The organism is Galbibacter sp., assembly GCF_035306585.1.
Taxonomy (GTDB): Bacteria; Bacteroidota; Bacteroidia; order Flavobacteriales; family Flavobacteriaceae; genus Galbibacter.
The window spans coordinates 35856-42978 of the sequence record NZ_DATGNU010000121.1 but is presented as its reverse complement, the minus strand read 5'-3'; the positions used below and the strand labels follow the sequence as shown (position 1 = coordinate 42978).

Sequence of the window (7123 nt, the reverse complement as noted above, 5' to 3'; positions counted from 1 at the left end):
GTAATTACACTACAAAATTTATGGAAGACTTCCAAATGGATCCTAAAAAGGAAGAAGATCAATAGTTTTTCTTTTTTTATGATTTCAATGACAATATACCGGCTTGCAATTTCTGCAAGCCGTTTGTCGTTAATAACAATATCATTCCAATTTTCTTAGCTTTAAGTCATGGCGAGGTCATTTTCATACTGGGAGCATAATACGTATTTTTCAAACATCGACTTTACTGTGGTCGGTGCTGGAATCGTAGGGCTTCATTGTGCACTAAAGTTAAAAGAAAAACATCCTAAGGGTAGAATAGTTGTTCTTGAAAGAGGACTTTTACCCAGAGGGGCTAGTACTAAAAATGCAGGATTTGCTTGTTTTGGAAGTGTCTCAGAGCTTTTAGATGATTTAAAAACACATCCTGAGCAACAGGTTCTTGAATTAGTAGAAAAACGCTTTAAAGGGCTGCAGTGTTTAAAGCAGACCCTGGGAGAACAACAAATCGGTTATAAAGGTCACCTAGGGTATGAGGTGTTTTTAAAAGATGCTCCAGAGACATTTTTGGAGTGCATGGATCGCTTTAATTATATCAACAAGGCTTTATACCCAATTTTTAAAAAGGAAGTTTTTACCATATCGAAAAATAGGTTCTCTTTTAAACACGTTTTTGATCGCTATCTAGTCAATAGGTTTGAAGGTCAGATCAACACAGGTTTGATGATGGATGCCTTGTACAGAAAATGTATAGCAAGTGGTATTAGGATTTTATACGGCGTCTTAGTAAATGATTACCAGACCAGGGATGATGCCGTTATAGTAAAGACCAATATAGTAGATTTTAGCTCTAAAAAACTTTGCATAGCCACTAATGGTCTTTTTAAGGAATTGATAAACAATGATCTAGAGGTTAAACCTGCGAGAGCCCAAGTACTGATTACAAAACCGATACCGAATTTAAAGATAAAGGGGACATTCCATTTGGATAAAGGCTTTTATTACTTTCGAAATATTGACAATAGAATTTTACTTGGTGGGGGTAGAAATTTGGATCCTCAAACGGAGCAAACCACTGTTTTTGAAACAACTAAAACCATTCAAAACAAACTCGATGAGCTCCTCTGCAAAGTAATTTTACCAGGTAAAGGAGCTGAGGTGGATATGCGGTGGAGTGGTATTATGGGGGTAGGGCATTCCAAACTACCAATAGTTAAACAATTATCCGATCATGTCTTCTGTGGTGTTCGACTTGGAGGTATGGGAATCGCCATTGGCTCCCAAGTAGGTGAGGAATTGGCAAATTTAACCATGGGATATGCTTAAGAAATTATTTGGTTTTATTTTAAAACTGTTCTTTTGGTTTATAATCATTACCGTGTTTTGGGTACTTTTTTATAGATGGGTACCAGTTCCAGCTACCCCTTTAATGGTTATTCGAAGCACACAACAGTTGTCAGAGAAACAAGACATAAAATGGTCCCATCAGTGGGTTCCTATAGAGAATATTTCAACGAATCTACAACTAGCTGTGATCTGCAGCGAGGATCAAAAGTTCATTAGTCATTCTGGGTTTGATATAAAGGCTATTGAGAAGGTTATTGATAATTATTCCGAGAATAAGCGGCTCAGAGGAGCCAGTACCATTAGTCAGCAAACCGCAAAAAATGTTTTTCTTTGGCCACAGAGAAGCTGGGTTCGAAAAGGGTTTGAAACGTATTTCACTTTTTTAATAGAACTTCTATGGTCAAAATCTAGAATTATGGAAGTGTACTTAAACAGCATTGAAATGGGTGATGGAATCTACGGAGCCCAAGCCGCTTCTAAGTATTGGTTTGGTAAAGATGCAGGATCGCTCTCTAGAGATGAAGCGGCTGCTATTGCCGCAATACTTCCCAACCCATTAAAAATGAAAGCCAATCCAGCAACACCCTATGTGCAAGAGCGCAAAAAATGGATTCTTCAACAAATGCAACTCTATGGACCTTTGGATATAGAAAGTCCTTCTACTTCTGCTAAGAAGTAATTTGGGAATCTTTTGCATTTATTTAAACTTTTAAAATATAAACTTGCATAAACTCCATAGCAGCGCTGGAAATAACCACAATAATTAAAATTTTTTTCCAATCCACGCAACCTTTTTACTGTTTTTGCCTCTATAAGGTGTAGTAAACACTAAATAGCAAAAAATGAAAAAACAAAAATTGGCGGCAGTTGTTCTATTTGCCGCGCTAACAGGGATGTTTGTGAGTTGTAATGATGACGATAACCAATGTATTCCAGATTATACTGGAGCACTCAGCGCAGATGAAACTGCTTTTGCGGGAGAATGGCACCTCACAGCCATAGAATCTTCTGAAGCGATTGATCTTACTGATGATGATGAAGACAATCCAAGTACAGATATTTATGCACAACAATCCGAATGTGAAAATGATTTACAGTACGATTTTAATACTGACAGAACATATACATACAGTGTTGGAAAAAACGCCGAAGATTGTGAAACCTCTGGTACGATCAAAGGTACCTGGAAATTTGGAGGCTCCACTTTAGGTATGATTACCTCATGTCTGGAAAGCGTAGTGGACTTAGATATTAATGCAGAGAGAACTACTTTTTCTTTTACTACCACAAACTATTATACCAAAGAAAATGGACAGCGTATTGAAATCGAGGTAACTCATACCTATACCAAAGGGCCCATTGCGCCAGCACCACCAGTAGAAGAAACTGAATAACAATATTTACAATAAACAAGTTTTAGGTTTTGTGTAAGACCGATGTATTCTAAACCATGAATGCATTGGTCTTTTTTTAAGCATTAAAATTTGCTTTTAAGCTGACCTGTTGACCTTCTTGTATTGCTTCGTGGTGATTGAAAAATACCGTTTTTGAATGCAACACACTTTCGATTAAATAATGACTTCCTTGGAAATAGGAATTTTTAACCTTAACAACTAAATAACCAGTTTTACTCTGTTGCAATTGATGCGGATAACAAACGATTTTTTTATTGGAAGAGGAATATGGCACAATGTGTTTTTCTAGGATTTCATTTACCTCTCCAAACAAGGATGCTACATATTTGTTTTTTGGATTTTTATACAATCGCTTAGGATCATCAAAACAAATGATTTTTCCTTCCCGGAGCACCATGGTTTTATCGGCATATGCCAAGGAATCCATATTGTCATGAGTTGCCGTAATACAACTTATGCGCTGTGATTTTAAATACGAAAAGAGTTCTCGGCGAAGACTGTTTTTTTTAAAGTTGTCAATATTTGAAAAGGGTTCATCCAATAGGAGTAATTTGGGCTGTTGAGCGAGGGCTTTTGCAATAGCGACACGTTGTTGTTGTCCGCCGCTAAGATCTGTAGGTTTTGTTTTGGCGTAGGCCGTAAGTCCGACCAGATTAAGTAACTCGGCGATGCGTTTTTGTTTCTTTCTTGGATAAAAGTTTGATAGATATTTACCCACATTTTCCTCCACAGTAATGTAAGGCATTAAATCATAATCTTGGGCAAGATACTTGATAAAATCTTCACCAGGAACAAGGTTGTAATTAGGACCCAGTAGGCGCTTTTTACCCCAAAAGAGCTTCCCTTTTTCAACATGATGTAATCCGTAGATGATCTTCAATAAGGTGCTTTTTCCAGATCCGCTCTCCCCGATTATTGAAAGATGTTCGCCAGGATGTAATTCCAAGGAAATGTTGTTAAGAACTACTTTTGTATCGTATTGAAAAGTGACGTTATGAACCTTGAGCATATTCCATGTATTTTGATTCCAAAGTTAGGGAATATGACTTTATATCACCCCTTACTCCTTAGAAATCCTTCCGTATTTGTAATACAGGAAAAGGTTGATTAACTGAATGATGAAACCAACTCCTAGTAGAATAAGACCAAAGGTTTTACTATGAAAAAGCATCATCAACATAATACCAATCATGGTAAAAATGCTCCCTATAAAAAGTAGTATAATAAAAGTGGGTTTAAAGTCTGGATTCATTCTCTGTCTGTTTCGATTGTTTGTAGCAATGACAAGTCACAAGTTAAGTAAAAAGATTAAATGGTAAAAATCAACCTTTGAACCACGGCAGGTATAAATACCTTCGCTGCACGATAAGAAAATAAGTATAATGGAATTTTATACGGGTGTTAAAACCCTTTGCTCTGAAATAAAGTTGCTTTGATTCTCTACCTTTGTATTAAATGATCAACTTAAGGTTTATGGATTCGGTTTTTATTAAAAATATGGTTTGTAATCGTTGTATAATGGTTGTGCAAAATGAATTGGATAAATTACACTTAGATGTTGATTCAGTCTCCTTGGGTAGGGTAGATTTAAATAGCGCCTTATCAAAGAGCGATAAGCTGAAGTTGAAAAAAGCATTACTTCCACTGGGGTTCGAGGTTATTGACGATAAGAGAAGTCGAATTATAGAGGGTATAAAGAACGTCATTATTCAAGCTGTTCATCACCAAGATACCGAATTAAAGGTCAATTTATCCAAGCTTTTGAGTGATAAATTAAATCTGGATTATAGTTATTTATCCACACTGTTTTCAGAGGTGGAGGGTACCACTATTGAAAAGTACTTTATTGCCCAAAAGGTAGAGAAGGTAAAGGAATTATTGGTTTATGGTGAGTTGTCTTTAAGTGAAATTGCATTTCAACTTCACTATTCGAGCGTTTCCTATTTGAGTAATCAGTTTAAAAAAGTAACAGGTCTTACCCCGAGTCATTTTAAGAAGATAAAAGAAGAGAAAAGAAAACCTCTTGATGAAATTTGAGTTATTTTCTTAAATGATTTGTTTTAACAAGCCGACTAATCTATGCTTAGAGGTTAAGTAACCAAAAGGATGTAACTAATTCATATAGTATTGCTATGAAAAATATATTCTGGGTATTTGAGGACTGCTTATATGCTCCCAAGAGTCCAAGACTAGCACTATTGCCTTGTAAGTTCTAATAGTTTACCAATGGTTTTCCAGTTACGACTCGTCGCTTGAAGATTGAGTTTCTTCTCTATAAAGGGATTGGTCACCTTTGCTTTTCCATAACCTTTATGGTAACAGAAATAAATGTGTGACTCTTCAAAGACAAATTCTTCATCCTCTGTTTTATAGCTCAGCAATAGATCTTTGGATTCAGGAGTTGGCCGATATTCTAAAAAAGTGCAGTAGAGTTTTTCAATAGGGGACTGTTGTTTTACAAAGGGGTTATTATCCATTATTTTTTGTAAATCTAATGGACTCAGTATTAAAATAGTAACTTCAAACCCGTAATTATCTACAATGAGTGATTCGATGTGTTGTTTGACTTGAGGTTTTTCTTTTTCACTTTTACAAATGACATTCCCACTTTGTATATAGGTTTGAACATTCAAGTAACCATTATCTAATAATAGTAGCTTTAAATCAGCCATTTTAATTTTACGATGTCCTCCGACATTAATACCTCTGAGTAAAAGAATATGGGTCTTAGGTGGATTCATATTACAATGGTTTGCATAAAAATAAAAAAACTCCAAGAGTTATTCTTGGAGTTTTGGTTTAATTTTTCAGTGTGGAAGCTTAATTCACACCACCATTTCTTTCTGGTTTTCTTGGTGTTGGCCAAAGACCAGGTTCTCCAGTTCTCTTATCTATAGGCAAGACACTTTTTACTCTTGAGGTACGATCAGGATCTTCGCTGGCCATATAGGTTAGAATCACCGTAAGGATCACATTGTTTCGGACATCGTCAAATACAATTTTGTCATAGGTATCTAAATTCGTATGCCAAGTGTAATTCCAGTATGCCCAGCTTAATGAGCTCAATGAGAAAGCTGGAGCTCCAGCGGCTACAAAGGACGCATAATCGGATCCTCCTCTGGCAGGGGTGCCTGGAAAATGTGTTTCAATATGTTTACTTACATTTTCAGGAACAGCATGCAGCCAGCTTCCCAAATAATCATAGGCATTTAGAAATCCTTGTCCAGACAAGTTGACAACTCTGCCAGTTCCATTATCTTGGTTAAACACCGCCTGAATATTGTTGACAATCTCTGGATGATCTTCCACATAAGCTCTTGAACCATTTAATCCTTGTTCTTCGCTTCCCCATAGACCAACAATGATGGTTCTTTTAGGGTTTGGGTATACTTTTTTCAGTATTCTGGCAGCCTCCATCATTGTAATAACACCCGTGCCATTGTCTGTCGCTCCAGTTCCTCCGTCCCAAGAATCGAAATGGGCAGAAAGAATGATATATTCTTCAGGTTTCTCAGTTCCTTTAATGGTCGCAATAGTGTTAAAGGTTGGAACCATTCCCAAATCCTTAGATTCTGCTACAATTCGAAGCTTAGGTTTGGCATTGTGTTCAACCATACGGTAAAGCATCCCATAATCCTCAAGTGATATATCAACCATAGGGATTTCTTTTGTATAGGCGCTAAAAATTTTATTTGCGCCAAAACCTTCAGACCAATAGGATTGTACAATACCTACTGCCCCAGCTTCCTCTAGTGCTTCAATGATTGTTCTTCTATCATAGCCAGTATTTTTTATGTTCTCATGCCATTTGCGCTCTGCTTCAGCTTTGTCTTTTTTCATTTTCTCAAAAGACTCCTCTGTGGCATATTCTTTCCAATTGGCCTCAGGTCTCCCTGTAATTTGTTTCATAGAGACCATTACAATTTTACCCTTTACACTAGGAAGCCAATTTTCAAAAGCAGCAGGGTTAGCAACTGTTGGAAGAATAACTAATTCCGCTGTTACTCCTTTTTTAGAGGTGCTTGGATTCCATGCAAGCTGCGTTCCAGAGATGGTCTCCACTCTAGGGTAAACCATGTCTATATGGGTGATTCCTCTTTCCCATCCTTTCCATTGACCCCACTGTTCATTTTTAGCTGAAATCCCCCAGGATTCAAATTTATCAACAGCCCAAGAATGTGCTTGTTGCATCTGTGGTGTCCCCACTAAACGTGGTCCAATGCCTTCTAAAAGTTCATAGGCCAATTCTTCTAATTGAGAGTTTTCAGAGGCTTCTTTCACCAGAGCATCTACGATTTCTTGTTGTGTTTGAGCGTGTACAAAGGCAGTAATAGTGAAAAGTACTGCGGTACATGTAATCTTAAAATTCATGATTTTATTAA

7 protein-coding genes are annotated in these 7123 nt (G+C 36.9%); 4 read left to right on the top strand and 3 right to left on the bottom strand.

Annotation, left to right across the window (positions count from 1 at the left end; all coding sequences use genetic code 11):
• The first annotated feature begins 168 nt into the window (after positions 1–168).
• The 3 genes from VKY50_RS11010 to VKY50_RS11000 all read left to right on the top strand — a co-directional run bounded on the left by VKY50_RS11010 (position 169) and on the right by VKY50_RS11000 (position 2720).
• Complete coding sequence (locus VKY50_RS11010; RefSeq protein WP_324301799.1) at positions 169–1305, top strand: NAD(P)/FAD-dependent oxidoreductase; 1137 nt, start codon at positions 169–171, stop codon at positions 1303–1305.
• Positions 1298–2005 (top strand): monofunctional biosynthetic peptidoglycan transglycosylase, encoded by a 708-nt coding sequence (gene mtgA, locus VKY50_RS11005; RefSeq protein ID WP_324301797.1) that lies wholly within the window; start codon positions 1298–1300, stop codon positions 2003–2005. Before VKY50_RS11010 ends, mtgA begins: the two co-directional genes overlap by 8 nt.
• A 163-nt stretch (positions 2006–2168) precedes the next feature.
• Complete coding sequence (locus VKY50_RS11000) at positions 2169–2720, top strand: DUF5004 domain-containing protein (protein WP_324301795.1); 552 nt, start codon at positions 2169–2171, stop codon at positions 2718–2720.
• A 76-nt stretch (positions 2721–2796) separates the two neighbouring features.
• On the opposite strand, the gene VKY50_RS10995 is transcribed toward VKY50_RS11000, so the two are convergent.
• Complete coding sequence (locus VKY50_RS10995; protein WP_324301793.1) at positions 2797–3750, bottom strand: ABC transporter ATP-binding protein; 954 nt, start codon at positions 3748–3750, stop codon at positions 2797–2799.
• A 464-nt stretch (positions 3751–4214) separates the two neighbouring features.
• Between VKY50_RS10995 and VKY50_RS10990 the strand changes: the two genes are divergently transcribed.
• Positions 4215–4778, top strand: coding sequence for a helix-turn-helix domain-containing protein (locus VKY50_RS10990; RefSeq protein ID WP_324301791.1), 564 nt, complete (start codon positions 4215–4217; stop codon positions 4776–4778).
• 158 nt (positions 4779–4936) lie between these two features.
• Here VKY50_RS10990 and VKY50_RS10985 read toward each other — a convergent pair whose 3' ends face one another.
• Both VKY50_RS10985 and VKY50_RS10980 read right to left on the bottom strand, forming a co-directional pair.
• A complete protein-coding gene (locus VKY50_RS10985) occupies positions 4937–5482 on the bottom strand; it encodes a DUF1697 domain-containing protein (RefSeq protein WP_324301789.1) in 546 nt (181 codons plus the stop codon).
• A 79-nt stretch (positions 5483–5561) separates the two neighbouring features.
• Positions 5562–7112, bottom strand: coding sequence for a M20/M25/M40 family metallo-hydrolase (locus VKY50_RS10980; protein WP_324301787.1), 1551 nt, complete (start codon positions 7110–7112; stop codon positions 5562–5564).
• Positions 7113–7123: the final 11 nt, after the last annotated feature.

Bases quoted from the DNA above. Each gene is read 5' to 3' on its own strand.
- VKY50_RS10990 (WP_324301791.1), top strand. From the start codon at position 4,215: ATGGATTCGGTTTTTATTAAAAATATGGTTTGTAATCGTTGTATAATG.
- mtgA (WP_324301797.1), top strand. From the start codon at position 1,298: ATGCTTAAGAAATTATTTGGTTTTATTTTAAAACTGTTCTTTTGGTTT.
- VKY50_RS11010 (WP_324301799.1), top strand. From the start codon at position 169: ATGGCGAGGTCATTTTCATACTGGGAGCATAATACGTATTTTTCAAAC.
- VKY50_RS10980 (WP_324301787.1), bottom strand. From the start codon at position 7,112: ATGAATTTTAAGATTACATGTACCGCAGTACTTTTCACTATTACTGCC.
- VKY50_RS10995 (WP_324301793.1), bottom strand. From the start codon at position 3,750: ATGCTCAAGGTTCATAACGTCACTTTTCAATACGATACAAAAGTAGTT.
- VKY50_RS11000 (WP_324301795.1), top strand. From the start codon at position 2,169: ATGAAAAAACAAAAATTGGCGGCAGTTGTTCTATTTGCCGCGCTAACA.
- VKY50_RS10985 (WP_324301789.1), bottom strand. From the start codon at position 5,482: ATGAATCCACCTAAGACCCATATTCTTTTACTCAGAGGTATTAATGTC.